Here is a 23,931-nt window from a genome sequence, read left to right as displayed (position 1 = left end):
GCAATGGGCCTTGCCGGATTGGCACTTGCGCAGGTGCCTGCGCCGCTGGCCGCGGCATCGGCGCAGGCCTCGGAAGTCGTGACACCCGCCGCGGTTGCGCCGGCTGCAACCGGAGGTATCAGGGGCCAGAACATTTTCGAGGTCAAACCTGACGCCAGCGCCGATCCCGGTTACGCCGGTCAAACCAACGGCCAGCGCGCAAATGTCCAGCCGGGTAACAATGCACCCCTGTGGCGCCAGGTGGGTCAGGGTGTCACGGGCTACAGCAGCCTGCCCAAAAGCGAGGCGCCGGAAGCCGGTAACCTGATTCAGCCTTTCGTCCAGTATCCCGGTTCGCGACTGACGAACGCCGGTGAAGCGTGGCGCCAGGTGCGTAACAACTGGCTGATTCCCTATGGTGGATCTCTTTTGCTGATCATGCTCGGGGCGATCGCCCTGTTCTATCTCGGCAAGGGAAGCATCAAGCTGCATGGCGCGAAGACCGGTCGCACGATTGAGCGTTTTACGTCCTTTGAAAGGTCTGCACACTGGGCCAACGCCATCGCATTTTCCATTTTGGCTATTTCGGGCATCGTCATGGCGTTCGGCAAGTTTTTCGCGCTGCCCGTGATCGGCGGCAGCTTGTTTGGTTGGCTGACCTACGTCCTCAAGAACCTCCACAATTTTGCCGGGCCGGTGTTTGGGGTGTCGCTGGTCATCATATTTTTCACTTTTGTCCGTGACAACATGCCCAGCCGCGGGGACCTGCGCTGGCTTCTTCAGGGCGGTGGCCTCCTGTCCGGCAAGGAATTACCGTCACACCGCTTTAACGCGGGTGAAAAAGTGGTGTTCTGGGCTGGCGTGTTCTTGCTGGGAATCGTCGTGCTCGCCTCCGGCCTGGTGCTCGACAAACTGGTGCCTGGCCTTGTTTACGAGCGCAGCACCATGCAGGTGGCCCACATGGTTCACGACATTGCGACGGTGCTGATGATGGCCATGTTCATTGGCCATATCTACATCGGCACCATTGGCATGGAAGGCGCATACGCCGGCATGAAAACCGGATATGTCGACGAAACCTGGGCCAGGGAGCACCATGAGTACTGGTATGACGATGTGAAGGCAGGTCGTATTCTTGCACAGCGCAGTGAACCCGTGGAATCGAGTCCAACCGTGCAGGCATAAAGAAGAGAGAGGATCTTCATGAAAATTGTTTTGATGACCAGTCTGTTGCTGAGTGTTTGTGCGCTGGCCACCGCAAAACTTCCTTTACCGACCGAAGAAGCCAAGGGCAAAGCCGCTGAGGCAGCAGCCAATGCCGCTTGGGCTGGCGAGGTCGATACCTACCGGCTGTGTCAGTCGCAGGACAAGGTAGCGGCGGTTTATTTTGCAGCAGCAAAGGCCGGGGGCAAGGAAACCAGGGTCGCGGCGGCAACACCGCCCTGCGCTGATCCCGGCGCGTTTGTTTACGCACCGTCTGAAGCTGCCAAGCCGATAGAGGCTTCAGGCGCGCATTCGCCGGCGACAACGGCCGCAAGTCCGCCCAGCAGCAAACAGCCGGATGCGGTCATCAATCCCGATAAAAAACCCTGAAATCCTGTCTTTTCTGAAAAGCCGGCCTGCGAGGTGCCGGCCTTTTTTACGTTAGTCTTGATTTATGTCCTACCCCCACCTGACGCGAACCCAAGCCCCTCTGACCAGCGAGATTGACGCGGTCAACGAATATGGCCAGCAGTTCAAAGTCTCCATTCCTGCCGAGCGTGCGCTCACGGTGTATGTCGACAAGCGGGAACTGGTCACGCTGATGACTTTGGGCGCCCACCCAGAGTTGCTGGTGCTGGGTTATCTGCGCAACCAGCGCCTCGTCAGGTCGGTTCATGACATCGAGTCGATTACCGTCGATTGGGAAGTCGGTGCGGCCGCTGTTAAAACCCGTCATGGCATCGAGAATATTGAAGAAAAAACCGCGCACCGCGTGGTGACGACCGGTTGCGGGCAGGGCAGCGTGTTTGGTGGCCTGATGGATGAAGTAGACAAGATCGAGCTGCCCGCCGATGTTTTCATCACGCAGCGCCAGCTCTACAGCCTGGTCAACACCATCCGGCTCAAGGAAACGACTTACAAGTCGGCGGGGTCCGTTCATGCCTGCGCGCTGTTTGAAACGGCATCCGCTGAACCTGAGATGCTGCTATTTGTGGAAGATGTAGGACGCCATAACGCGATTGACACCATTGCAGGCTGGATGTGGATGAATATGGCCCCCATGCTTGTCGCTCCGCGTACCGCGCTGCCCCCCGAGGGGGAAGTTCCGCCTGAGGGCGCCCTGTCAGCGGAACTGGTCCCCACGCTTGTCGCTTCGAATACTGGGCTGCCCCCCGGCGGAGCGGGGCTTGCTCGGGGCGGCCCGGCGTTGCTGCCACTTTCGCCTGCGCTCGACGTCCCGGATGCTGCGCAACCGCCTGGCGTTACAAAAGGACTCGTGTTCTACACCACAGGCCGCCTCACCAGCGAAATGGTCATCAAATCCGCCCAAATGGGCGTCCCTGTCGTCGTGTCTCGCAGCGGCATCACGCAGATGGGGCATCAGGTCGCTCAAACGGTAGGTTTGTGCGCGATTGGCCGGGCAACCAACAAGCGGTTTCTCTGCTATACCCACGCGTATCGCCTGAAAATAGAACCGGGTCTGGTGCTCAAACCCGAGCTAAAGCCTGAGGCCAGAGCCGAGTCCGCCAGCATCCAGGGCGCCTGAGCCGATCCGCGAGGGCTGCAAGCACGGGGCGTGGCCCGGTTATCGCTACTACGCTAAGGTGACGCCATGAACAATCTTTTTTTGAAGCTCGGATGGAAGACCTTGCTGCGCGATCTCCGTGCTGGCGAGTTGCGGCTGCTGATCGTTGCGGTCACGCTGGCGGTGGCGTCGCTTACCGCCGTCGGTTTTTTTGCCGATCGTCTCAACGGTGGCTTGCAGCGCGACGCGCTCCAGCTGCTGGGCGGCGATGCCGTGGTGCGCAGTGACGGCCTGACGCCTGAAGCGTTTATTGCCAAAGCCAAAGCACTCGGCCTGAAGGGCGCTTCGACGGTTACGTTTCCGACCATGGCGCGCGCGCGCGATGAAGATGGCGGTGCCAGCAAACTGGTTGCATTCAAGGGCGTTCCCCCCGGCTACCCCCTGCGCGGCAGCATGAAGGTGGCCGACAGCACCGAGTCTGCAGGGCTGCAGACCCGCGACATTCCCGAGCTTGGCACGGCTTGGGCCGATGCATCGCTGCTTGATGCGCTGGGACTCAAGCCTGGCCAGCGCCTGCTGCTGGGCGAATCCAGCTTCAAGGTCACCCGCATCATCGTGCAGGAACCAGACCGGGGTGCGGGCTTCCTCAGCTTTTCGCCGCGCGTGATGATCAACCAGGCGGATGTCGCCGCTACCGGCCTGATTCAGCCGGCCAGCCGTACCAACTACAGTTTTGCCGTGGCGGGCGATGACAAGGACGTCAAGGCCTACGTGACGTGGGCGACCGACGAACTCAAAAAGCCGGGCGCGCAGTCTGATCTGCGCGGCGTGAGGCTTGAGTCGCTTGAAAGCGGCAGCCCCGAGATGCGCCAGACACTGGACCGCGCGGAAAAATTTCTAAACCTGGTGGCCTTGCTGGCCGCCTTGCTCAGCGCCGTGGCGGTCGCGATCGTGGCGCGCAGTTTTGCTGCCAAACACCTGGATGACTGCGCCATGCTGCGCGTGCTGGGCCAGCCGCAGCGCACGATCGCGCTGGCCTATACCTTCGAGTTTGTGCTGGCCGGGCTGATCGCCAGCGCGCTCGGCGTGGCGCTGGGTTTTGCCGTGCATTACGGCTTTGTGCTGCTGCTCGCCGGACTGGTCTCCAGTGCCTTGCCCGCTGCCACCTTCTGGCCAGTGGCCTTTGGCATGGGCATGGGCCTGACGCTGCTGATCGCCTTTGGCCTGCCGCCGGTGCTGCAGCTGGCATCGGTTCCGCCGCTGCGCGTGATTCGCCGCGATGTCGGCAACCTCAAACCGGCTTCGCTGATGGTGCTGGGGGTCGGCGTTGCCGGTTTTGCCGCCCTGTTACTGGCCGCCAGCAGCGACCTCAAGCTTGGCCTGATCGCCGTCGGCGGCTTTCTCGGTGCGGCACTGGTGTTTGCCGTTGCCAGTTATATCGCTGTCAAACTGTTGCGCGCCAGCGTCAACGAGAGCAGCGCGCCGCGCTGGCTGGTGCTCGCCACGCGGCAGTTGTCGGCCCGCCCGGCCTATGCGGTGGTGCAGACCAGCGCGCTGGCGGTTGGCCTGCTTGCGCTGATGCTGCTGGTGCTTTTGCGCACCGACCTTATCAGCAGCTGGCGCAAGGCCACGCCGCCCGACGCGCCCAACCGCTTCGTCATCAATGTGCAGCCCGAGCAGGGCGACGCATTCCAGCAGGCGCTGCGCGCTGGCGGCGTGAAAAAGTTCGACTGGTACCCGATGATTCGCGGCCGCCTGGTTGCGGTCAATGGCAAGCCTGTCACGCCCGATGATTTTGAGGACGACCGTGCCAAGCGCCTGCTTGACCGCGACTTCAACCTGTCCAACAGCAGCCAGCAGCCCAGCTACAACCAGGTGGTGGCGGGCCGCTGGACCGCTGGCGAGAAAGACGCCATCAGCGTGGAAGAAGGCTTGGCCAAAACCCTGGGTCTGAAACTCGGCGACAGCCTGCGCTTTGACATTGCCGGCCAGACCAGCGAGGCAAAAATTACCAGTCTGCGCAAGGTTGACTGGGGTTCCATGCACGTCAACTTTTTTGTCATGTACCCGGTGGCTCAGCTGGCCGCCGAGGTGCCGGTGTCTTTCATCAGCGCCTTTCGCGCGCCGGAAGCTGCGCCCCAGACGACAAACGGGCAAGCCAGGCCACAGAGCTTTGACAATGCCCTGGTCAAGGCTTTTCCCAACATCACCAATGTTGACATGAGCAGCACGCTGGCGCAGGTGCAGCGCGTGCTTGACCAGGTGATTCGGGCAGTCGAATTCCTGTTTGGCTTCACGCTGGCGGCCGGTCTGGTGGTGTTGTTTGCAGCCATCACGGCGACACGCGAGGAGCGCGCGCACGAATTCGCCATCATGCGTGCCGTGGGCGCCCGGGCATCGCTACTGCGACAGGTGCAGCGCGCCGAACTCGCTGGCGTGGGCTTGCTCGCCGGTTTCCTGGCCTCGCTGGTGGCGCAGGCCGTCGGCTGGGCCCTGGCGCGTTATGTGTTTGATTTCAGCTGGACCGGCTCCTGGACGGTGCCGGTTTTCGGCAGCCTTGCAGGTGCGCTGCTGGCGCTGGCAGCGGGTTGGTGGGGTTTGCGGTCCGTGCTCAATACCCCGGTGGTGGAAACGCTGCGGCGCGCGGCTCGGTAAAGCGGCGCCAAGTGAAAATGGGCCCGTAAAAGACGAACGACGATCACCGCGATGACCGTCCCCGCCGTCGTCACGGCCAAAGTCCAGGCCTCTTCGGCGTGGCCGCCCCATCAGCTGAAGCCGAAGTTGAAAAGACCGCCCGGCCGGCGCACCCGGGCTTGCAGTAATGCGGGGCTGAATAAACCGACGGCGCCACAAAAGCACTCCGGCACGGCGGGGCCATACGCATAGGGTCAGGGGTTAGCTAGCCCCTACACCGCACACCAGCCCCATCCAGACAGCTCAAGTGGCGACAAGGTCAGGCGTTTTGCCGCGCTTTTGACAAATCGACTCATGCCTTTTCGGAGCGTTATTGGATCCCCGCAGTTCAGTAAAACTTTGTTCTTTGCCTTTCGATGCAAAGAGAGGTGTCAGTAATATGGTGTCGCGCAACTGCCGTCCTTGCGGTCGTTCACTCACTATAGAAAGCATAGCTGATCATGCCGATAATCACTGGACATGAAGCCGATTTGATGCTTAAAACTGGTTGACGGCCGCAGCGTCGGCGTGACGTGGCCCTGGGCAGCGTCTTGCGTGGTTGCGTGTCTGTGACTTGAACATTGGTGTCCGCTACTTGCGCAGGTAGCAGGGGTCGGTCTGCGTGCGGCCGGCTGGTTTCTGGGCCGTGGCGGGCGCTCCGGTCAGGGCCTTGTACCGGCCAAGCGGGTCGCCGACCACGATCGTCGCCGCATGCATCGCGGCATCGAGTTCGTGTACGAACTGGCTCCTGAGATTGTTGAGTTTTCCTTCATTGACTGCCATGGGTTTCGCCTTGTAGCCAGGCCTGTGCCGACGGGGAACAGTTTTCATACTGATGCTGGACAAAGACCGCCGGAGCAACACCCCAAACTTGCCCGGGCAGCTCGCCAACACGTAGCAATGGATAGGCGTGACCAACGTGGAGCACGGCCATCAACCACCTTACCCGAGACGATTACACCGGCGCATTGCAGCTTGCGCGGGCCGAGGCGCGGGCGGGGCGGGGTCGAGAGCTCAAGCTGCGCTGACCGTCGCCTGAAAATTCCTTTATGCTATTAAAAGCATAGCTTAAACAAGCTGATTTCATTGAACATGAAGCGGTTTTGTCTTGAATTGAGGTAAATTCAGCGGCAAACCGCGCGCGGCGAATGCTCCCCCCCGGAAAGTCGCTTCCAGGCCTCAAATTTTGGCTTTGAAACGTTTCAAGTTACGCGGCCACAGGCGGCCGTGGCGATCGACTCAACCGGCCTGTAGCGTCAAGTGTCAGCGCCTCAACTTTGCGCCAGCAACACCACCAGCGCTCCCGCGCCGCCATCGGCGGGCCTGGCCTGCACAAAAGCCAGTACCTCCCGCTTTTGAACCAGCCAGCTTTGCACTCTTCCCTTAAGAACCGGCGTCTTTCCGGGTGAGCCCAGACCCTTGCCATGCACCACGCGCACGCAGCGCAGGCCCGCCTTGTTGGCGTCGCGGATAAAAACGGCCAGCGCGTCGCGCGCGTCTTCACGGCGAAAACCGTGCAGGTCGAGTTGGCGCTGAATGCTCCAGACGCCGCGCCGGAGCTTGCGCACCACGTCCGGCCCCATGCCCGGGCGGCGAAAGCTCAGCGCTTCGTCGGTGTCGAGCAGCGTTTCCACATCAAAATCGTCGGACAGCGCTTCGCGCATTACGGCCAGCTCGTCGCGCAGGCGCTGCTCGGCAACAGGCGCTGGCCGCGCCCGCTGCAAGCTGGCTTTGAAGCCGGGCCGGTGTTTGAGCGGCAAGGCAATAACCCGCCCGACGGCGCGTGAAAACAACTCTTTTTCGGCGCTCGCCTTCGCCGTGGCGGCCAGCCGGGCGGCTTCGCGCGCCTGCTCCAGCCGGACGCGCGCTTCCAGCTCGCGCCGCAGGAGCTTGAGATCCTTCAAGTCCCGTATCAGCAGGGATTTAAGGTGTCGGGAGGAGGGCGCAGTCATCGTGGGCAGTCTGCTGGATGCTGGATGCTAAAGCAGTCCCAGCTCGGCCATCGACACGGCCTGAGTACTCGTCACCACGAAATGGTCGAGCACGCGCACATCGACCAGTCCCAGTGCGGCCTTGAGGGTCTGCGTCAGTACTTCGTCGGCGCGCGACGGCTGGGCCGAGCCGCTCGGGTGGTTGTGCGCCAGCACCACGCTGGCGGCGTTGAGCGCCAGCGCCCGCACCACCACCTCGCGCGGATACACCGATGTTTGGGTCAGCGTGCCGCGGAACAACTCCTCGAGCGCGATCAGCCGGTGCTGGCTGTCGAGAAACAGCACGGCGAAAATCTCGTGCGGCCGGCTGCCCAGCTGCAGCTGCAGATAATCGCGCACCGCCTGCGGCGTGGTGAAAAGCGCCTTTTCCTTCAGTTCCTCGGCCAGCGCGCGCCGAGCCAGCTCCAGCACCGCCACAATTTCGGCGCGTTTGGCCGGGCCCAGGCCCTTAATGCTTTTGAGCGCTTCCGGTCCGCTGTGCAGCAGGCCGGAAACACCGTCAAAATTGTCAAGCAACTCCTGCCCCAGCTGCAGCGCGTTTTTGCCTTGTATGCCGGTGCGCAGCAGCAGCGCCAGCAGTTCGGCATCGCTCAGCGCGCCCGCGCCGCGGGCCAACAGTTTTTCACGCGGTCGGGCGTCTGCGGGCAGGTCTTTGAGCAGCATGGGCGGAAATGGATAGAAGGGGCCGAAAAGGAAGAAAAGAACAAAAAGGCGGGCGGCGAAGAGGGCAAGCCTTGTTTTCTACAATAGAGGCCAGTTTACTAACAGTTGCCGGCTGCCCAGGCCGGCTGGAGAGTCTTATGTCCACCGTCAAATCTTCTGCAAAAACCGCCGTCATCGCTGCTGCCGCCCTGGTTCAGGCAGATTCTTTCCTGACGCTGCATTACCGCATGGCTGGACCAGGCGGCCCCAACATCATCAATACCTTTGAAGGCAAACCCGCCACGCTGAGCCTGGGCAATGGTGAGCTGTCGCCGGCGATTGAACAGCGCTTGCTGGGCCTGTCAGAAGGCACGCGCGCCACGTTTATGCTGGCTGCGGGCGAGGCCTTTGGCGAGCGCAACGCCGAACTGGTGCAGTGGGTGGCGCGCAAGCTGCTCGACGAACTGGGTGACTCCGCAGAGCAGTACGGCGTCGGCGATGTGGTGCAGTTCCCCACACCCGACGGCATGGGCCAGTACGCCGGCACGGTCCGGCAGGTCAAAGCCGCTGGTGATGCCGTGCAGTTTGACTTCAATCACCCGCTGGCCGGCCAGCCGGTGGAGTTCGAAGCGCATGTGATTGGAATCTTATGACTGATAACGAGGACTTCCGCCAAAAAGCGCAATTTTCCGACGGGCCGCCGTCAGGGAAATTAGCCCCCATGGAGGACAGCGCAGCACACGGAGTCGCCAGCGTGGGGGTCATCCTGCTGGCAGAGCCGCGTGGTTTCTGCGCCGGGGTTGACCGGGCGATTGAAATCGTCGAGCGGGCGCTGAGCAAGTTTGGCGCGCCGATTTATGTGCGTCACGAGATCGTTCACAACACCTACGTGGTGAACGACCTCAAAACCAAGGGCGCGATTTTCATCGAAGAGTTGTCCGATGTGCCGCCAGGCGCCACGCTGGTGTTCAGCGCCCACGGCGTGAGCCGTGCCGTTCAGCAAGAGGCCAGGGCGCGCGGTTTTCAGATCTTTGACGCCACCTGCCCGCTGGTCACCAAGGTGCATGTGGAAGTGGCCAAGCTGCACAAGGAGGGCTACGAGTTCATCATGATCGGCCACAAGGGTCACCCGGAGGTCGAGGGCACCATGGGCCAGCTCGACAGCGGCATTCACCTGGTCGAAGATGTCGCTGACGTGGCGCGTATTTCACCGGTGCAAACCACGCGGCTGGCGGTTGTCACGCAGACTACGCTGAGCGTGGACGATGCGGCCGAGATCAGCGCCGCCATCAAAGCGCGTTTTCCCCAGGTGCGCGAGCCCAAGCAGCAAGACATTTGCTACGCCACCCAAAACCGGCAGGACGCCGTCAAGCTGCTCAGCCCGCAGGTCGATATCCTGATCGTGGTCGGCAGCCCGACCAGTTCGAACAGCAACCGTCTGCGCGAACTCGCCGCCAAGCTGGGCACTGCGGCCTATATGGTCGATGACGCCAGCGAGCTGCGTGAAGCGTGGTTTGAGGGCAAGAGCCGCGTCGGCCTGACGGCGGGTGCCTCGGCTCCCGAGATTCTGGTCAGGCAGGTGATTGACCGCATCAAGGCGCTGGGCGCTGTCTCGGTGCGCAAGATGGCCGGGATTGAAGAAACCATCAAGTTTCCGCTGCCCAAGGGCCTCAAGCTCGACGCGCAGGGCCAGCAGCTCGAAGTCAGCGACAGCCAGCTTCACCACCTGTCATGATTGATGATGATCACTCGCTATCAAATTGAGAGCTGCCAAGACCGATTTAAAAAGGACTACAGTCACTTTATTCGCCAGACACCGCTCTGGAAGCTGCCCGGCAAGGCGCTTGGCGTGAACTGCGGCCAGGTCTGGTTGAAACTCGAGCATTTGCAGACCGGCGGCAGTTTCAAGGCGCGCGGCATGCTCAATCGCCTGCTGTCCAACCCAATTCCGGCCAGCGGCGTGATCGTGGCCTCGGGCGGCAACGCCGGCATCGCCACGGCCGCTGCCGCCAGCGAGCTGGGCGTGCGCTGCGAAGTGTTTGTGCCCGCAATGTCCAGCCCGGCCAAGCGCGCCAGGCTTGCCGCGCTGGGTGCGCATGTCGTCGTGACCGGTGCCGCGTATGCAGACGCACTGCAGGCCTGCCTGGAGCGCCAGCGCGAGACTGGCGCGCTGCTCACCCATGCCTATGACCAGCCTGAGGTGCTGGTGGGCGCAGGCACCCTGGCGCTTGAAATTGAGCAGCAGGGCGGGCTGCCCGACGCCGTGCTGGTCAGTGTCGGCGGTGGCGGCCTGATTGGCGGCGTGGCCAGCTGGTTTCAGGAGTGCAGCCGCGTGGTGGCGCTGGAGCCTGAGCTGGCGCCCACGCTTTACAGCGCCCGCGAGGCCGGCCAGCCGGTGGATGTGGCGGTCAGTGGCATTGCCGCCGATTCGCTCGGCGCCAGGCGCCTTGGCACGCTGGCCTGGGAAGCCACGCAGGCGCATGTGCGCGATGCGCTGCTGCTGACCGATGAGTCGATTCGTGCGGCGCAACTCTGGCTGTGGAAGGAACTCAAACTCGCCGTCGAGCCCGCCGCCGCCCTGCCGCTGGCCGCATTGCACGGCGGCCGCTATCTGCCGCGTGCCGACGAGCAGGTTTGCCTCATCATCTGTGGTGCCAACCTCGATCCCGCCAGCCTGAACTGAACCCCTGCCGCTCGCCTTGCAGCGCCAAATACAATCCATCCCATGCTAGACATCAACCTGCTCCGCAAAGACCTGCCCTCCGCCATTGCCCGCCTGGAAACCCGAAAGAGTCCGCAAGCCTTCCTCAACGTCGAGGCCTTTCAGGCCCTGGAAGTCGAACGCAAGGCGCTGCAGATCCGCACGGAAGAGCTGCAGAACCAGCGCAACATCCTGTCCAAACAGATCGGCCAGCTCAAGTCCAAAGGTGAGGATGCCAGCGCCGTGATGGCGCAAGTCAGCGCCTCCAAGTCAGAGCTGGAGGCTTCCAGCGGACGGCTCGACCAGCTTCAGGGCGAGATGCAGGCCTTGCTGCTGGCCGTGCCCAATTTGCCGCACGACAGCGTGCCGCTGGGCGCTGGCGAGGCCGGTAACCTGGAGGTGCGCAAATGGAGCCCGGTGGAAGGCCTGGGCGGTTCGCCAGCGGCACTTGCCTTCGAAGTCAGGGACCATGTCGATGTCGGCCAGCCGCTGGGGCTGGACTTCGCGATTGGCACCAAGCTGACGGGCTCGCGTTTCACCGTGATGAAAGGGCCGCTGGCAAAACTGCATCGTGCCTTGTCGCAATTCATGCTTGACGTGCAAACAGCCGAGCATGGCTACACCGAGTGTTATGTGCCCTATATCGTCAACAGCGATTCGCTGCGTGGTACCGGGCAGTTGCCCAAGTTTGAAGAAGACCTGTTTGCGGCCAAAAAAGGCGGGCAGGAAGCTGAGGCGGAGAATGCCGCGCTGTATCTGATCCCCACGGCCGAAGTGCCGCTTACCAACTTCGTGCGCGATGAAATCGTTGCCGAGGCAGAACTGCCGCTCAAATTGACGGCCCACACGCCCTGCTTTCGCTCCGAAGCCGGCAGCTACGGGCGCGACACGCGCGGCATGATTCGCCAGCACCAGTTCGACAAGGTCGAAATGGTGCAGATCGTTCACCCCGAGAAAAGTTACGACGCGCTGGAAACCATGACGGGCCACGCCGAAGCCATCCTGCAAAAGCTTGCCCTGCCGTATCGCGTGATGTTGCTGTGCACTGGCGACATGGGCTTTGGCGCCAGCAAGACCTACGACCTGGAAGTGTGGCTGCCGGCGCAGAACACCTACCGCGAGATCAGCTCGGTGTCCAACTGTGAAGCCTTCCAGGCCAGGCGGCTGCAAGCCAGGTTTAAAAACGCGCAAGGCAAAAACGAGTTTGTTCACACACTGAACGGATCCGGCTTGGCGGTCGGGCGTACGCTGGTTGCCGTGCTGGAGAATTATCAGCTGGCCGACGGCTCCGTCGTGGTGCCCGACGTGTTGCAGCCTTATATGGGTGGCATGACCTTGCTTTCACCTGCGGGAACATAGACAGCCCCGCCAGCCTGCTAGAATCGCGACTCGACAGACAGGAGAGGTGGCAGAGTGGCCGAATGTACCTGACTCGAAATCAGGCGTACCGCAAGGTACCGTGGGTTCGAATCCCACCCTCTCCGCCAAGGATTAGTTTTAAGTAGTCCAACATAGACCCCCAAAAGCCCCGCAAACCTCGTGTTCACGGGGCTTTTTTGTTTCCGGTGGTCCGATATGGGGTATTGCCAGCCGAGCTTGTTTGGGGGTATCTTCGGGGGTATCGGCTCAAAAACTTGGGGGTATTTCTCCAAAAAGCCGTTTGGAGCCATCCATGCCCCTCACAGACACCGCCATCAAAAAGGCCAAACCCGGCCCCAGCCCCGCCAAGCTGAGCGACGGCAGGGGCATGTACCTGCTGGTGACTGAAAACGGCTCAAAGCTGTGGCGCTGGAAGTACCGGGCCGACGGTAAGGAAAAGGTTATGGCCTTGGGTTCCTACCCTGATGTATCGCTGGCACAGGCGCGGGAAGCGATGGGCACGGCGCGCAAGCTGCTGGCGACGGGCAGCGACCCGATGGCGCAGCGTAAGGCTGACAAGCTGGCCAAACAATCTGCAGCCGAAAACTCATTTCAGACCGTGGCCCTGCTGTGGTGGGATCAGTGGCGCAGCGCCAAAAGTTCGCGCCATGCTGATGATGTGCATAAGCGTTTGAAGGCTGATGTGTTCCCGGCCATCGGCAAACGGCCCGTTTCCGACATTCAAGCCCCCGAGCTAGTGGCAATGGTTAAGGGGATCGCATCGCGCGGCGCTCTGGATATTGCCAAACGGGCTTTGCAGACTTCGGGGCAGGTGTTCCGGTACGCCATCGCGCATGGGCTGGCACAACGCAACCCAGCGACCGACATCAAGCCTGCGGACATACTGGCATCACGCAAGGTGGGGAACTATGCGCGACTGGACGCGAAAGAGCTGCCCCAGTTGCTACGGCATATGGAAGCCTATCAAGGCGCATCAGTCACGCGGCTGGCCATGAGATTGATGGCGCTGACGTTTGTCCGTACCTCTGAACTGATCGGCGCGCGCTGGGCTGAATTTGACCTAGAGGCCGGGCGCTGGGATATTCCGCCAGAACGCATGAAGATGAAAACCCTCCACGTTGTGCCTTTGTCATCGCAGGCGGTAACGGTCTTGCAAACGCTGCAATTGGTTTCAGGTCATGGGGCTTTAGTATTCCCCGGTGAGCGCGACCATGAAAAGCCCATGAGCAACAACACCATCCTGAAAGCGCTGGAGCGCATGGGCTACAAAGGCAGGATGACCGGGCACGGTTTTAGGGGTATTGCGTCTACCGTGATGCATGAAATGGGCTTTAACCATGCCCATATCGAACTGCAACTAGCGCATCAAGAGCGTGACCAAGTGAGCGCAGCCTATAACCACGCAACCTATCTCAAGGAGCGCGCAAAGATGATGCAGCATTGGGGTGACTATCTGGAAAACTGCACCACAGGCAAGGTGCTGACATTCAAACGCAAGGCAGCTTGATCTAACTTTTTTGCCAGTCCTAGGCTGATCCCCGAAACCCCGTTTCCCTGACGGGCTGGACTGGCACTTTCTCAGGGGCTGGGGGGCGCATGTCACACGTCAGGAAGCTATCGGGTAAATCGAGGCCAGTTTTAGCCTATCGCAAGCGAGGTCTGACGGCTGCTGAGTTTGAGGCAATGACGGCGTGTGCTATCTCAGAAGCTTGTCAGATGGCAGATGACGCGTCTGAGGACGCGCGTTCATTGCTGGCGGCTCTGCCTGATATGGGTAAATTGGATGAGATCGAAGGTGAGAGCGAACGCCATGCTTTTGCGTATCTGCACATGCGTGCGATGGAAGTGTTTAGGGAAAAAGCAAACCCTATGTCGCTAATCGAGGTAATTGAAATTGTGATTAGCGATACGAACTCCGCAAAAGCGTTGCTAAAACACGCACCGCACAGGAAGGCGAGAGAGTTTGTAATTGCAGAATGGGAGTTGCATCGCTCGAACTACGACAACAATAAATCCGCATTTGCGCGTGATTATGTGCGACGAGTTTGGAACGAAATGAGCGTTTCGGTTACGGAGAAACAACTGCGCGAGGTCTGGCTGCGCGATACCCCGCCTGCAGGCAAACCGGCCGGGTAGCTGGCAGGCGGGTAATGACTTCTACAGTCTAGACCAAGATCATCGACTCCATGCCAGCCACCACGGCGCTGGACACAGTTGGAGTCATTAATGGTCAGCAAATTCCCGGTTCAAGGCACCGACCAAAAGCCCCACTACGCACGCGCAAAAGCAGCTTGCGCGCATTTCCAGATAGCCCGGTCAACTCTGTGGCAATGGACTAAATCCCGCCATGGTTTTCCGCAGCCCTTGAAGGCCGGGGAGAAAGTCACGCTGTTCGACATCAACGCCATAGACGCTTTTCTCAAAGCGCAGGCAGCGAAGTAAGGGGGCAAACCATGGAAAAAAATAAGGCCACCTCCCCCGAAAAGAAAGCGGCCCTAGAAGCTATCAGGGCAGAGTTTAAGGGCACCAGCTCTGACACGCAATGCGCGCGGCTGCTGGAGGCCCTGGCGCGGTTTCCCATCACGACGTTCGAGGCCATGCGCTACCTGGACGTTTACCACTGCCCCGCACGCATATTGCAGCTACGCAAGGCTGGGCACCGAATCCTGACGCACAGGCAAACCGTACTGACGGAGGCCGGGGTGAGGCATTGTGTGGGCTTGTACACGCGGGAGGGCATGCAATGAACTCGCTTGACGCGGTACAGAACGACCTTGATCTGCCTACAGGGCAGCGCGAGCGCAAAGCCTATGCAACCCTTGCGTCGCAATTTGCCTTAGTAGGCGTAGAGCTGATTAAAGGCGACCCGGAGGTGATCGGCCAAACACCTTACTACGCAACCCGCTATGGGGTGTGGAAGCCGCTGGAAAGCCTGGACGCGGCGCGCGCCTACCTGGCCAAGTGCACAAAGGCAGGCCGTGGCCAAGAGTTACAAGCGCAGTAAGGACAAGCGGGACGGAGATCGCTACGTGGCTTTACCCCATGTGGTGATTGACAGCCCCAGCTATCGCGCCTTGGGGTATGCCGCGCGCGCCTTGCTGCTTGATATTGCACGCCAGTACACGGGCAGCAATAACGGGCGGCTGGTGGCGTGCGCCAAGTACCTCAAGCCGATGGGCTGGCGAAGTCACGACACGGTTTCGCGCGCGCTAACGGAAGTCAAGGAGGCGGGGCTGTTGATTGAAACCCGCATGGGTATGCGGCCTAATCGCGCGGCCTGGTTTGCGCTGGGCTGGTATGCCCTGGACGTGACGGACGGCATAGACCTTGATCCAAAAACCTACCGCACAGGCCAGTACAGAATTGCGGCGCTTAACCCGAAAGCCGGGGTAGAGAGGGTATGAACAGCCCCGATTTCTGGCGGTTGAATAAAGGACTTTGCCCCGACCTTCGGGGCTATCCGGCCACTTTCCGGCAAGGCGCTAACCCGATAGGCGGGGAGTATCTAGAAATACCATCTACCGTAGTCATTCACAGCCACAGTTACAGGCATGGAAGAAAAGGCGGGAAAGGTCCATTGATGGCGTTCGACTTGATTGAAAAAAGCGAGTTGGACTGTTGATTTCGTTTTCTGTGGAGGTGGCGAATGAGTAGAGGCGGCATGAGGTACGGCGCTGGTAGGCCCAGCTCCAAGCTCAAGGCAGAACACCTGCTCCGCGTAGAAATTGGCCGATGGCATCGAGGCGGCTATCTGCACGCCGGGCGGTCATTCACCTGGAGCTGGCACCGTAGCGATGAACCTACGGGCAACATTGGGGTTGTAGTGCATGGCGCTGACTCATTAGCCCTGCAATACATGGTGGGCAGTGACGACCAGCGGCGCGACGCAAGCCAAACGATCCGGCTGGCACACACGGCCTGCAATTACGGCAAGTCGCGGCCCTGGTTTGTTTGCCCGGTCTGCCAGAGGCGCGCGGGTGTGCTGTACATGCGCGCCGGGCGTTTTGCTTGTAGGCACTGCCAGCGTGTTGCCTACAGTTCACAGGCAGAGGACGCGATGACGCGCACATGGCGCCTGCAACGGCGAATTGAGGAAACGATTGGGGAAGACTGGCAGCGGCCTAGCGGCATGAGGCACCGAACCTATGCGCGGCTGCTGAATCAGTTGGAGGCTTGTCAGCAAAAACGCGATGCGGCTTTTTGTGTGGCAGCGGCTGGGCTGCTACGGCGCATTGGTGTGCGTGACCTAGCGCGGTGAAAGGCCATGGTATCGGCCAACGCCTGGAAGGATGTGGAGTGGTTGAAGTTGAGACAAGCCACCAACTCATTGAATGCAGCACTGCGCGAACCACCCAGCCCGATGCCTTGATCTAGGCCCGTGTTGGGCAGACGAGATTACGATTTCACGTATGGCGGAAGGACTTTTACCGCCTGATTAAGAAATTGAAATTCTGATTCAGGCAAGTCTAGCGGTGCGAAGTCGAAGTGGCAAAGCGTGCCAAACAGTTCTCCGTTGTTTTTGGAGATCGGCAGTCCCACGTAGGTATTCAATACGCCTTTGTACACATGGCCCTGGAGCCTGTCATCAACCGCAGAATCGTGCGTTGTGAACGAACCATCACGCAGGACAAACTGGCAAAAGCTATTTTCAAAAGGGATGACCTTAATGCTTTCCGGCACGACCTCCCCAAGTTTGTCAATGATGGCAACGTTCCGCATCATCGCGCCATCAAACTTGAAAACTGCCGTGAACCGATGCGGAACACGTTGGTTCAGGACGGATAAGCCAGCCTCCAGCCCTTTGCGTTGAAGTTCCTCCAGTAATTCTGTGAGCGCCAAGTTCATGTCAAATCCAATCTTTCAGAGAGTCGTTCTTTCGAGTGCGTTTCAGTGCTGCACTTCTCGACTGGCAACGTACGGACTGTAGTTGAGTTGACTACTTTTCTTTCTGGCTGGGAAGGGGCTCTAGGAAGTCGTCCGCTTTTTCGCGTCGGAAACCACACCGTATCGCACGCAGTGAAAAAATTCCCCGCTCGAAAGGAATCAGATTTGCTCGGGCGGAAAAGTTGGGTGACGAACTCAATGTGGGGGTATTTTTGGGGGTATGAGCGACTTTGAACTAAGCGAAAGCTAGCGTTCATGGGGGTTGGCGGGGATGATGGGAACGACACCCTCGAAAAACCTTTATAGATTACTAATTTATAAGGGTTTTTTTATTTCTGGATTTTCACTTTTACCTCATGCTTTTACCTCAGACGTTGAGGTTAAAGACCACAGGGCTAATCTCCGACAAGCAGGTTCGGGCAGGAAAGAAAAATTTCGGTCCTGCCTTCAAAGGTGCAAAGATCATCCAGCTACGCCACTCTACTAACGAAACCATCACCAGCATCGTTGCGCGATGAAACTGACTCACGATCTAATCATGCAACACAGAACATCCAGGGAAGGGTGGAGCAAGGCGCAAATACAGGCTTTGGGCCTGACTTGGCTTCCCGGGCAGGGCTGGGTAAAGGATGTGATTGGCATGATGCTTTCAGATCACCAGCTGCACCAGCTCCACCAGTTCACCGGCAAAAACCCGGCACAGCTTGATCTATTGAATGCAGTCTTTTCATGACGGTTGCCCGTCTTCGAAGGCGCATCTTGGGAACAATTGAATTTACGGTAGGTTATCCACGACCGGGTGTTCTAAATACAATCTCGCCGCTGGGCACATGTACCACGCGAACCTCTTGATGCATCGCGTGAACGACGCTTTTCGCTGCCACGGCGACAGCCAGTGAAGGGTCTTTGTAAAGGCGGCTGGGACTTGTGGCTGGCAGCAGGCCAACTCCTGATATCGCTGCGCATTCGATAAGGTACTGACCTGACATGGTGTTGACCTCCCTGTTTTTTGTAAATAAAGTTTAACTTTGAATGTAAATTTGCACTCAATGGTTTTCCAGTAACTAAAACAGGGGATAGGGTTCACTCTATTTACGGTGGTGCGAACGTGTATTTTCTTTTTGACTTGCTGTCTGTCCATGGCACTAAACTTGACTCCATGAGCATCGAGTCCATCCCCCAAAATCACAGGCCCAGCCGCTGAACGGCGGGCAATCATTCCCGCTGATACCAAGAAGAAATGCTCTCGTACGTTTGGTGTGGGAAATGTCGTTACGAGGTCACCATTACGAACTTCACAGGGGGCCGTCAAAGGTGGCGCCCTGTTGTTGGTCGGTTTGTGTTCAGAATGTCATGGTGATGTGGCGAGACTGGTTGAGATGAATTGAAATGCCGCTTGTCATGATCGTTTCCACAAACCTGATCCCTGAAGGCTTCTCAGCCTGCTCCCTTTGGCCGTTCATCTTTGTGCGGCCAGAGCATCGCAGCGACATCGCCCTGATCGAACACGAGTTGGTTCACTACCGTGAGCAAGCGTGGATCATGCCGGTATGGGTGCTCCTGTATATTGCCTCTCGAAAATTCCGCCTCGCAGCAGAAGTTCGGGCCTACATGAGGCAAATTGAAATTGGCGGTATCACACGAGAGCAGGCAGCACATGCGTTGCTGAGCTATCGTCTTGACATCACGTTCGGAAAAGCCATGCAGGCGTTGGTTTAAAAAAAGCGCAACGCCTGCTGTGAGTGGCTGTCCAGAAGCGCACTTTTGTGGCTTTTGAGCGCGATTTTGATCCCGCTTCAACAACCCATCTCTTGATTCCATCCTGGTGGCCCGCGGGCCACCAGGATGGGCGCGTTTCATAATCCGGCCATTACTGAGGTGCTGTCGGAGGTGTCTTGCACGATCAGACCGGCAGGCTTTTCCTATGCGCACGATGCCAGGCACAAGTCCTGGTTTGCAGACAATGTGACCGTGGCCAGCGCTACTGCGCCAGTGGTTGCTCGACCATCAGCCGGCTGAGCCGACAACGCGAGGCCAGCAATCTCTATCAGCAAAGTCGCGCGGGGCGACACAAACACGCAGCTCGCATGCACCAATGGCGCCAACGCCGCGCCGCCTCAGCAAAGATAGTGACGCATCACAGTTCCCAGGTCCCCCCTGCCGATGCTGTACTACCAGCCAACGAATCAACCCCGGCAATCTCGCCCGATTCACAAGCACCATCACCATGCAGTCCTATCGCCTCGGATTCCATTGCACTGAATATCACTGCCAACACCCGGATCAGCATTCCTGCGCCTGTCTGGCGCTGCCACTGGTGCCAATCACCCTGTCCTGCGCTGGTGCGCCAAGGCTTTCTTCGCCACAGCCGGTGGGTGCGTAATGGTTGTCACCCCTGAACTGCGCGCCCAGATCCTGCGTCTGTACCTAGCCGATCAATGGCGAGTCGGCACCATTGCCCGCCAATTGCTTCTTCACCGCGATACCGTGGGGCGCGTCTTGGCAGTCTCCAATGTGCTCCGTGCGCCTGCCGCCGTGCCGCTGCGCTTGATTGACCCCTTCATGCCCTTTATTCAGGAGACGCTGGCCAAGTTCCCCACGCTGGCGGCCAGTCGCCTGTATGTCATGGTTCAAGAGCGTGGTTATGGTGGCGGTAGTTCGCATTTCCGCCACCTGGTGGCACCACTGCGGCCCCGGCCTGCAGCCGAGGCGTACTTGCGACTGCGCACCCTGGCCGGTGAACAAAGCCAGGTTGACTGGGCTCACTTTGGCTATGTGATGGTTGGCAAAGCCAAGCGGCCTTTGATGGCCTTTGTGATGGTGCTGTCGTATTCCCGGCGCATCTTCTTGCACTTCAGCCTGAATGCCCAGATGGATAGCTTCCTGCGTGGCCATGTTCTGGCATTCGAGGCCTGGGGCGGTGTTCCCAGGGTCGTTCTTTCGGACAACCTCAAGAGCGCCGTGCTGGAGCGCATGGGCGATGCCATTCGGTTCAATCCGCAATACTTGGCCTTTGCGGCCCACTACCGGTTTGAGCCGCGCCCCGTTGCGGTCGCACGCGGTAACGAGAAGGGACGCGTGGAACGCTCAATCCGCTACATCCGCGATAACTTCTTTGCCGCCCGCGTCTTTACGGATGTGGATGACCTTAACGCCCAGGCCAAGGTCTGGACGGACGGGCCTGCGTTTACCCGGCCCTGGCCAGAAGGCGTGCAGTTAACCGTGGCCCAGGCGTTTGAGACCGAGAAGTCCAAACTGATGGCACTACCCACGGATGGCTACCCGGTGGATGCGCGCCTTGAGGTATCGGTGGCCAAGACACCCTACGTTCGGTTTGACCTCAACGACTATTCCATCCCGCACACCCATGTGCGGCGCACCGTGACGGTGCTGGCCAGCGCTGAACGGGTCCGTGTACTCGACGGCGAGGCGGTGGTTGCCGACCATGTGCGCTGCTATGACAAAGGTATGCAAGTCGAGGTGGCGGCCCATGTGGAGGACCTGGTGCAGCAAAAGCGCGGTGCCCGCCAGCACCGGGGAATGAGCCGACTGACCCAAGCCGTACCGGCCATGGCGGATCTGTTGACAAGCGCTGCCGCCAAAGGCCATCACCTAGCCTCCATGACTCGGGTGCTAGGCCAAATGCTGGACCACTACGGCGCACCGGCCATGCAAGAGGCCGTGCTCGAAGCACTGCGCCGGGACGTGCCTCACTACAACGCGGTGCGCCTTGCACTTGAACGTGCACGCCAGGACCGACGGGATGCACCACTGATCGTGCCGCAACTCTCCGAGCGGCCCAGCGCATGGATGTGACGGTTCAGCCGCACCGGCTGGACGCCTATGACGATTTACAAGCACCCACCCCTGACACCGATGTTGAAGAGGACACCCAATGAAGAACAGCACACCGGTCAGCGCCAACATGGCGCAACTCCAAGCCCGAGCCAAGGAACTGCGACTGGCCGGACTGCTGGCCCACTGGGACACGCTGGTCAGTGACCCCGCCCGACTGGCTTGGGTGACTGAACTGCTGACCTGTGAGGAGACTGAGCGCGACCAGCGCAGCTTGGAGCGTCGCTTGCGCTCGTCCCACATTGGCAAGTTCAAGCCACTGGCAGACTATGAATGGGATTGGCCCAAGCGCTGTGACCGTCAGGCAATCCAGGAGCTGATGACGTTATCGTTCATGGCGGACGCGAGCAACGTACTGCTGGTGGGTCCCAACGGGGTGGGCAAGTCCATGCTGGCCTGCAATCTGGGCCATCAGGCCTTGATTCAGGGCTACACGGTGCTGTTCATCACTGCCGGGCAATTGCTGGGCGAGCTGGCTGCACTGGACAGTGACTCCGCCTTGCGCCGCCGCCTCAAGCATTACGCGGCACCGGATTTGCTGCTGATCGATGAGGTCGGGTACTTGTCGTATTCCAACCGACACGCCGATTTGCTGTTCGAGCTGATCAGTCGGCGTTACGAGCACAAGAGCACGGTCATCACCACCAATCGGGCGTTTAAGGAATGGCACGAGGTGTTTCCCAATGCCGCTTGCGTGGTGTCGCTGATTGACCGGCTGGTGCACCGCTGCGAGATTGTGGCCATTGAGGGCGAGTCGTACAGACTCAAGGAGGCCAAGGCGCGTTCAGAGAAGAAGGTGGCGACCCGTGCCGCGGCACCTGGCAGAGGGAAGAAGGTATGACACGGCGCAAACTGGTGATGGGACAGCGATCACACGAAGAAGGCAACAGTTCCGCCATGTGGGAGCTGCCAACGCATTGGACAGCCGCCCAGGCTTTGGCAGTATTTGAGGTTCTGGACAATCTGAGGGACCTGGTTGTGGACAGTTATGCGAAGAAGATTCAGCAGGCTGCGCGTTTGGAGCGCACCGTCACAACTTCATCCCGCTAGCAAATATTGATGATGGGGATGTGCCGTTCTAGGTAGGCTTCAGACTGATTGCGGTCCTTCACGCGTCGTCAAACAACGGCTAGTTTCGACGACATTGCGGACACTCGCTGTCGTAGGATGAATGGCTGCAACTCGGGCGCTAGGAGTCATCTATCGCAAGCGCTCAATTCAACCAATGACTCCACGTAAAGTTACTCGATTCACTCCATGTTTATCTGGAATACACAATAGGCTTTCTTTCGAGCCAAATTAAATCCTTTTTCCGATGACAAAACATTCATATCCGAGAATTTATCGACCAACATTTATAAGAGCAATTCTCCCGACTTTAATTATTTTCTGGATTGTTGTTGTAGATATTAAATTCCCACCTGATGACAAGTTCAATCTTGTCTGTGGAATAGCGGTAGGGTTGGTGATGGCGGTTGGTTTGTTTAAAATCAGCGGTTCTGCGCTTCCAACCATTACGCTCTTTGATGACAAAATCGTTGAGGATAGCCAAATTACGGGTAGGCGCGAATTAAGAAAGCAGGATATTTGTGGCTACAAAGTTGTGAGTTGCAAATATACAGTCATCGAACTGTTTACGAACAATACGCAGTTGCGAGCCATGGCAGTGAATAAGTGTTACGTAAACGATAGCGCGTTCTGGGATTGGCTCGATGGAATTCCGAATTTGGTTTCAAAAAAATAGCGAATATTTTTTCTTATTCAACCTGATTTGACAAATGGCCTCGCCTCAGATTTTTGGATGACTGGATCGGGCACGCTGCCGTCACTTGACCAAATTGAAGCAGAACGGCAGCTAATAGGTGCGAAGCGGTCACATGGACAATGCCACGCCAACGACTGCTTATGGCCCAAACCGGCCACTCACCTGATTTCGGTGAATGCCCGCTTCCCGCCCCGCAGGAGACATTCAATTTTGCCACCGGCCGTCCAAAAACCGCGTTCAAAAGCCATTTTTGTGCGCTTTCAGACCGCCGTTAACACCTGCATGGGGGCGTGTAGTTTGGCGACTTCACATTCTCGCGCCATAACTGACTCACGAGATCAACGCCTGATGGTCCCTGCAATATGCCAAACCACCAAACCGCTTTGGATTGTTCCAGCAATACTTTCCTTCAGGAAAGCTAATCTTGGCTGAACAATGAGCGCAGATCAACCGCTTCACTGGTTCTTCAGACGCGCCGCCAACAGAATTTGATGGCTGAACTTTGGCATGATCTCGTTTTGGTAGTAACACAGACCCGATTGCATTCTGTACAGCCGAAATCGGAACGGATGGTGCGACTTTGCTTTGTGCGCGGGGCTGCATGAAATCAGGCAATTCAAGCAAATCCGCAGGGCAGTGTTGCCGCATGAGTTTTTCACCCCAAACTTTAGTGGTCTCCAGACTGCGCATGTTCAAAGCACTTTTAAAGAGTGTGCCGATGCCAATCTTGTCCACAAAACGCTTGTGCCACGTCGGAAATTGGTCGGCCTTGATGACGTTGGTTGTGTCGAAGGTATCAGAAGAAGGACGCTCAATAGTTGCCTTAGGATGCAACATCACCACACGGCAAATATTTGGCATTTTTTGCGTGCGTCCCACAATGTTCAGTCGTTCCAGCAGTTTGCAAAGCACTCGCTCATGACGTAAGCTTTGCTCAATTGGTGACGGGATGCAAAATCGAGCGTTGTCGTATTCGGCTGTGAACTCGCCATGAGCATTGATCACAAGGTTGCAAGCATAATTTTTGGTCTCAAGCAGGTACATGCTTCCCGCTCGATTAATGATCAAGTGGTCAATTTGGGTTACCTCGCCTTCGATAACGAATCGTAGGTCGTGCAAAACAACGTGGTTTTCGGCATCTTTGAAATAGTGATCAAGATAGTGAGCCGATTCACGTTCGCCCTGTATGCTTTTTTTGAGGCGCATCAGTTCATCGCGCAGCCACCTTTTTTGTATTGAGTCGAGCACTTGCGAAAGTTGCAGTTCCTCAAGAAAAGCCAGTCGCTTCGATTTGTCGTCAGCAGATTTCAGCGGCATAAAAACCCTCTGTGTT

General features: G+C 58.7%; 26 protein-coding genes and 1 tRNA gene. 22 read left to right on the top strand and 5 right to left on the bottom strand.

Annotation, left to right across the window (positions count from 1 at the left end; all coding sequences use genetic code 11):
• From HHJ19_RS08285 to HHJ19_RS08270, 4 genes are all read left to right on the top strand, one after another.
• Positions 1 to 1,164: formate dehydrogenase subunit gamma (locus tag HHJ19_RS08285; protein WP_366929391.1), on the top strand; the 1,164-nt coding region annotated here is incomplete at its 5' end.
• Between the two features lie 18 nt (positions 1,165 to 1,182).
• On the top strand, positions 1,183 to 1,572 hold the full coding sequence (locus HHJ19_RS08280; RefSeq protein WP_296905790.1) for a hypothetical protein: 390 nt from the start codon (positions 1,183 to 1,185) through the stop codon (positions 1,570 to 1,572).
• Between the two features lie 64 nt (positions 1,573 to 1,636).
• A complete protein-coding gene (locus tag HHJ19_RS08275; protein WP_296905788.1) occupies positions 1,637 to 2,728 on the top strand; it encodes a formate dehydrogenase accessory sulfurtransferase FdhD in 1,092 nt (363 codons plus the stop codon).
• Positions 2,729 to 2,794: 66 nt separating this feature from the next.
• The gene (locus HHJ19_RS08270) at positions 2,795 to 5,362 is read left to right on the top strand and encodes an FtsX-like permease family protein (RefSeq protein WP_296905787.1); all 2,568 of its coding nucleotides are present in this window, start codon (positions 2,795 to 2,797) and stop codon (positions 5,360 to 5,362) included.
• Between the two features lie 609 nt (positions 5,363 to 5,971).
• Here the strand turns inward: HHJ19_RS08270 and HHJ19_RS08265 are convergent.
• From HHJ19_RS08265 to radC, 3 genes are all read right to left on the bottom strand, one after another.
• Positions 5,972 to 6,163: a hypothetical protein gene (locus tag HHJ19_RS08265; protein ID WP_296905785.1), complete on the bottom strand. Its 192-nt coding sequence runs from the start codon at positions 6,161 to 6,163 to the stop codon at positions 5,972 to 5,974.
• A gap of 488 nt (positions 6,164 to 6,651) precedes the next feature.
• Positions 6,652 to 7,332, bottom strand: coding sequence for a Smr/MutS family protein (locus HHJ19_RS08260; protein ID WP_296905783.1), 681 nt, complete (start codon positions 7,330 to 7,332; stop codon positions 6,652 to 6,654).
• A 27-nt stretch (positions 7,333 to 7,359) separates the two neighbouring features.
• Entirely contained in the window at positions 7,360 to 8,034 is a 675-nt protein-coding gene (gene radC, locus HHJ19_RS08255) for a DNA repair protein RadC (RefSeq protein WP_296905781.1), read from the bottom strand.
• A 137-nt stretch (positions 8,035 to 8,171) separates the two neighbouring features.
• Here radC and HHJ19_RS08250 point away from each other — a divergent pair, with 137 nt between their 5' ends.
• The 12 genes from HHJ19_RS08250 (at position 8,172) to HHJ19_RS08195 (ending at position 16,352) form a co-directional block, all read left to right on the top strand.
• Complete coding sequence (locus HHJ19_RS08250; RefSeq protein WP_296905779.1) at positions 8,172 to 8,666, top strand: FKBP-type peptidyl-prolyl cis-trans isomerase; 495 nt, start codon at positions 8,172 to 8,174, stop codon at positions 8,664 to 8,666.
• A gap of 68 nt (positions 8,667 to 8,734) precedes the next feature.
• Positions 8,735 to 9,748 (top strand): 4-hydroxy-3-methylbut-2-enyl diphosphate reductase, encoded by a 1,014-nt coding sequence (gene ispH, locus HHJ19_RS08245; RefSeq protein WP_296905777.1) that lies wholly within the window; start codon positions 8,735 to 8,737, stop codon positions 9,746 to 9,748.
• 6 nt (positions 9,749 to 9,754) lie between these two features.
• The gene (locus HHJ19_RS08240) at positions 9,755 to 10,696 is read left to right on the top strand and encodes a threonine/serine dehydratase (RefSeq protein WP_296905775.1); all 942 of its coding nucleotides are present in this window, start codon (positions 9,755 to 9,757) and stop codon (positions 10,694 to 10,696) included.
• 42 nt (positions 10,697 to 10,738) lie between these two features.
• Positions 10,739 to 12,073 carry a serine--tRNA ligase gene (serS, locus tag HHJ19_RS08235; RefSeq protein WP_296905773.1) on the top strand — a complete coding sequence of 445 codons (1,335 nt, stop codon included), beginning with the start codon at positions 10,739 to 10,741 and terminating at the stop codon, positions 12,071 to 12,073.
• 40 nt (positions 12,074 to 12,113) lie between these two features.
• Positions 12,114 to 12,201, top strand: a tRNA-Ser gene (locus tag HHJ19_RS08230).
• 185 nt (positions 12,202 to 12,386) lie between these two features.
• Entirely contained in the window at positions 12,387 to 13,601 is a 1,215-nt protein-coding gene (locus tag HHJ19_RS08225; protein ID WP_296905771.1) for an integrase arm-type DNA-binding domain-containing protein, read from the top strand.
• A gap of 209 nt (positions 13,602 to 13,810) precedes the next feature.
• Entirely contained in the window at positions 13,811 to 14,230 is a 420-nt protein-coding gene (locus HHJ19_RS08220) for a hypothetical protein (RefSeq protein WP_296905769.1), read from the top strand.
• A gap of 90 nt (positions 14,231 to 14,320) precedes the next feature.
• On the top strand, positions 14,321 to 14,536 hold the full coding sequence (locus HHJ19_RS08215) for a hypothetical protein (protein WP_296905767.1): 216 nt from the start codon (positions 14,321 to 14,323) through the stop codon (positions 14,534 to 14,536).
• Positions 14,537 to 14,547: 11 nt separating this feature from the next.
• A complete protein-coding gene (locus HHJ19_RS08210; protein ID WP_296905766.1) occupies positions 14,548 to 14,841 on the top strand; it encodes a helix-turn-helix domain-containing protein in 294 nt (97 codons plus the stop codon).
• Complete coding sequence (locus HHJ19_RS08205) at positions 14,838 to 15,098, top strand: hypothetical protein (RefSeq protein ID WP_296905764.1); 261 nt, start codon at positions 14,838 to 14,840, stop codon at positions 15,096 to 15,098. Before HHJ19_RS08210 ends, HHJ19_RS08205 begins: the two co-directional genes overlap by 4 nt.
• Entirely contained in the window at positions 15,073 to 15,498 is a 426-nt protein-coding gene (locus tag HHJ19_RS08200; RefSeq protein ID WP_296905762.1) for a hypothetical protein, read from the top strand. The genes HHJ19_RS08205 and HHJ19_RS08200 overlap by 26 nt, the downstream gene beginning before the upstream one ends.
• Positions 15,499 to 15,755: 257 nt before the next feature.
• Positions 15,756 to 16,352, top strand: a complete 597-nt coding sequence (locus HHJ19_RS08195; RefSeq protein ID WP_296905760.1) for a hypothetical protein — start codon at positions 15,756 to 15,758, stop codon at positions 16,350 to 16,352.
• Between the two features lie 137 nt (positions 16,353 to 16,489).
• On the opposite strand, the gene HHJ19_RS08190 is transcribed toward HHJ19_RS08195, so the two are convergent.
• A complete protein-coding gene (locus HHJ19_RS08190; protein WP_296905758.1) occupies positions 16,490 to 16,939 on the bottom strand; it encodes a GAF domain-containing protein in 450 nt (149 codons plus the stop codon).
• Between the two features lie 553 nt (positions 16,940 to 17,492).
• Between HHJ19_RS08190 and HHJ19_RS08185 the strand changes: the two genes are divergently transcribed.
• From HHJ19_RS08185 to HHJ19_RS08160, 6 genes are all read left to right on the top strand, one after another.
• On the top strand, positions 17,493 to 17,711 hold the full coding sequence (locus tag HHJ19_RS08185) for a hypothetical protein (RefSeq protein WP_296905756.1): 219 nt from the start codon (positions 17,493 to 17,495) through the stop codon (positions 17,709 to 17,711).
• A 668-nt stretch (positions 17,712 to 18,379) separates the two neighbouring features.
• Positions 18,380 to 18,697: a hypothetical protein gene (locus HHJ19_RS08180; protein ID WP_296905754.1), complete on the top strand. Its 318-nt coding sequence runs from the start codon at positions 18,380 to 18,382 to the stop codon at positions 18,695 to 18,697.
• A gap of 663 nt (positions 18,698 to 19,360) precedes the next feature.
• Positions 19,361 to 20,794, top strand: coding sequence for an IS21 family transposase (gene istA, locus HHJ19_RS08175; RefSeq protein WP_296905753.1), 1,434 nt, complete (start codon positions 19,361 to 19,363; stop codon positions 20,792 to 20,794).
• A gap of 79 nt (positions 20,795 to 20,873) precedes the next feature.
• The gene (gene istB / locus HHJ19_RS08170) at positions 20,874 to 21,674 is read left to right on the top strand and encodes an IS21-like element helper ATPase IstB (protein ID WP_296905751.1); all 801 of its coding nucleotides are present in this window, start codon (positions 20,874 to 20,876) and stop codon (positions 21,672 to 21,674) included.
• Complete coding sequence (locus HHJ19_RS08165) at positions 21,671 to 21,883, top strand: hypothetical protein (RefSeq protein WP_296905749.1); 213 nt, start codon at positions 21,671 to 21,673, stop codon at positions 21,881 to 21,883. Before istB ends, HHJ19_RS08165 begins: the two co-directional genes overlap by 4 nt.
• 265 nt (positions 21,884 to 22,148) lie before the next feature.
• Complete coding sequence (locus tag HHJ19_RS08160; RefSeq protein WP_296905747.1) at positions 22,149 to 22,577, top strand: hypothetical protein; 429 nt, start codon at positions 22,149 to 22,151, stop codon at positions 22,575 to 22,577.
• A 351-nt stretch (positions 22,578 to 22,928) separates the two neighbouring features.
• Here the strand turns inward: HHJ19_RS08160 and HHJ19_RS08155 are convergent.
• Positions 22,929 to 23,931 (bottom strand): nuclease-related domain-containing protein (locus HHJ19_RS08155; RefSeq protein ID WP_296905745.1); only part of this gene is annotated, 1,003 nt, incomplete at its 5' end.

The sequence above is a fragment of the Polaromonas sp. genome (assembly GCF_012927415.1).
In the GTDB taxonomy this organism is placed as follows: domain Bacteria; phylum Pseudomonadota; class Gammaproteobacteria; order Burkholderiales; family Burkholderiaceae_C; genus Polaromonas.
The sequence above is the reverse complement of the archived record's forward strand: the minus strand, read 5'-3'. Positions and strand labels throughout refer to the sequence as shown.

Coding starts and splice junctions, on each gene's coding strand:
- HHJ19_RS08280 (WP_296905790.1), top strand. CDS start 1,183: ATGAAAATTGTTTTGATGACCAGTCTGTTGCTGAGTGTTTGTGCGCTG.
- HHJ19_RS08275 (WP_296905788.1), top strand. CDS start 1,637: ATGTCCTACCCCCACCTGACGCGAACCCAAGCCCCTCTGACCAGCGAG.
- HHJ19_RS08270 (WP_296905787.1), top strand. CDS start 2,795: ATGAACAATCTTTTTTTGAAGCTCGGATGGAAGACCTTGCTGCGCGAT.
- HHJ19_RS08265 (WP_296905785.1), bottom strand. CDS start 6,163: ATGGCAGTCAATGAAGGAAAACTCAACAATCTCAGGAGCCAGTTCGTA.
- HHJ19_RS08260 (WP_296905783.1), bottom strand. CDS start 7,332: ATGACTGCGCCCTCCTCCCGACACCTTAAATCCCTGCTGATACGGGAC.
- radC (WP_296905781.1), bottom strand. CDS start 8,034: ATGCTGCTCAAAGACCTGCCCGCAGACGCCCGACCGCGTGAAAAACTG.
- HHJ19_RS08250 (WP_296905779.1), top strand. CDS start 8,172: ATGTCCACCGTCAAATCTTCTGCAAAAACCGCCGTCATCGCTGCTGCC.
- ispH (WP_296905777.1), top strand. CDS start 8,735: ATGGAGGACAGCGCAGCACACGGAGTCGCCAGCGTGGGGGTCATCCTG.
- HHJ19_RS08240 (WP_296905775.1), top strand. CDS start 9,755: ATGATCACTCGCTATCAAATTGAGAGCTGCCAAGACCGATTTAAAAAG.
- serS (WP_296905773.1), top strand. CDS start 10,739: ATGCTAGACATCAACCTGCTCCGCAAAGACCTGCCCTCCGCCATTGCC.
- HHJ19_RS08225 (WP_296905771.1), top strand. CDS start 12,387: ATGCCCCTCACAGACACCGCCATCAAAAAGGCCAAACCCGGCCCCAGC.
- HHJ19_RS08220 (WP_296905769.1), top strand. CDS start 13,811: ATGGCAGATGACGCGTCTGAGGACGCGCGTTCATTGCTGGCGGCTCTG.
- HHJ19_RS08215 (WP_296905767.1), top strand. CDS start 14,321: ATGGTCAGCAAATTCCCGGTTCAAGGCACCGACCAAAAGCCCCACTAC.
- HHJ19_RS08210 (WP_296905766.1), top strand. CDS start 14,548: ATGGAAAAAAATAAGGCCACCTCCCCCGAAAAGAAAGCGGCCCTAGAA.
- HHJ19_RS08205 (WP_296905764.1), top strand. CDS start 14,838: ATGAACTCGCTTGACGCGGTACAGAACGACCTTGATCTGCCTACAGGG.
- HHJ19_RS08195 (WP_296905760.1), top strand. CDS start 15,756: ATGAGGTACGGCGCTGGTAGGCCCAGCTCCAAGCTCAAGGCAGAACAC.
- HHJ19_RS08190 (WP_296905758.1), bottom strand. CDS start 16,939: ATGAACTTGGCGCTCACAGAATTACTGGAGGAACTTCAACGCAAAGGG.
- HHJ19_RS08185 (WP_296905756.1), top strand. CDS start 17,493: ATGAAACTGACTCACGATCTAATCATGCAACACAGAACATCCAGGGAA.
- HHJ19_RS08180 (WP_296905754.1), top strand. CDS start 18,380: ATGATCGTTTCCACAAACCTGATCCCTGAAGGCTTCTCAGCCTGCTCC.
- istA (WP_296905753.1), top strand. CDS start 19,361: ATGGTTGTCACCCCTGAACTGCGCGCCCAGATCCTGCGTCTGTACCTA.
- istB (WP_296905751.1), top strand. CDS start 20,874: ATGAAGAACAGCACACCGGTCAGCGCCAACATGGCGCAACTCCAAGCC.
- HHJ19_RS08165 (WP_296905749.1), top strand. CDS start 21,671: ATGACACGGCGCAAACTGGTGATGGGACAGCGATCACACGAAGAAGGC.
- HHJ19_RS08160 (WP_296905747.1), top strand. CDS start 22,149: ATGACAAAACATTCATATCCGAGAATTTATCGACCAACATTTATAAGA.